Origin of the sequence: Nocardia amamiensis NBRC 102102 (assembly GCF_001612745.1) — a bacterium.
Taxonomy (GTDB): Bacteria; Actinomycetota; Actinomycetes; order Mycobacteriales; family Mycobacteriaceae; genus Nocardia; species Nocardia amamiensis.
Window position 1 is genome coordinate 1 of sequence record NZ_BDBA01000447.1, and the last position, 1,098, is coordinate 1,098.

Annotated in this window: 2 protein-coding genes; both read right to left on the bottom strand. The window is 64.2% G+C overall.

Going from position 1 to position 1,098, the window contains the following annotated elements; all coding sequences use genetic code 11:
• On the bottom strand, window positions 1–531 hold a 531-nt coding region (locus NA4_RS38325), incomplete at its 3' end, for an IS630 family transposase (protein ID WP_218022541.1).
• Window positions 444–1,052, bottom strand: a complete 609-nt coding sequence (locus NA4_RS43545; protein ID WP_307188636.1) for a helix-turn-helix domain-containing protein — start codon at window positions 1,050–1,052, stop codon at window positions 444–446. The genes NA4_RS43545 and NA4_RS38325, both read right to left, overlap by 88 nt.
• Window positions 1,053–1,098: the final 46 nt, after the last annotated feature.

Consider the following 1,098-nt stretch of genomic DNA (forward strand, 5'->3'; position numbering starts at 1 on the left):
CATGGTCCGGCCTCCACGATATGAGGGGAATCGCAGACCTGCGAGGGCTTCGCGGCGGAAGATCCGCCACCACGGCTCTTGCAGGTTGAGCCAGCACGCCCCGACCGGGATGAACGCGTGGTTGATCCGTGGATGGTCCTCGAGCCATTCGCGAGTGGATTTGCTGTTGTGACTGGACAGGTTGTCGGTGATCACGTAGATATCGCCGACCGGGTTGGCCTGCTCGATCAGCTCGAGGAATCGCTGATAGTTGACGCTGTTGCGTGAGCCGGCGGTGAGCGTGACCGCCTGGCCGTCGCGGACGCGGATCGATCCGTAGACCCAGACCCTGTCGGGGCCTCGCGAATATTCCAACGGCGCCTTGATCCGGTGCCCGTCGACCGACCACCCGGGTGGGGGTACGAAGGTGCGGGGCGAGACCGGGCCCAACTCGTCGGCGCAGACTACCGTGGCGCCTTCTGGTGGCTGCGTGTAGAGACCGACGATGTGGGTCCTTTTGGGACGAAGTACGGATCCTTGCTCGTCGTCCATGACCGCGGCCGACGCCAGCGAACCCCCTCTGCTACAAGGATTCTGCGCACTTGACTACGGCCGACGACTATCCCCTCGTCGGGTAGTGCCGCGGTGAGCGAATCAAGGGTCCAGCTCGACGGCGCTCCGTCCCGCTCGGCTTCCAGAGCACCGTCGGGGTGGCGGGTCAAACGCCCCGGCGGCGTCGTCGCGACCAAGGCCACGATGCGGCTGCGCTCTGTTTCGGTCAACCGAGGTCTACGTCCTGCTCCTCGACGATCACCGAGCCCATCGAGGCCGTGAGTGTTGAACCGGTGCAGCCTTTCTCGCACCGTCTGCGGATGGCAGCCGAGCTCGCCCGCGATCTGCGCGGTGGACTTCCCATCCCAACTCGCCGTGATCATCCGCGCCCGCCGAATCCAATCCCCAGGCGCATGACGAGCACACGCGATCTTGCGAATCTTTCGCTCCTCCAGCGCATCCCGTGCCGGAAGCGCAACCAATACCTTCGGCAGGACCCACCTCAACCACACCCGAACCACCAAGACCAGCAACAAGATACATGATCTTTGAGGAACGCAGCACTAG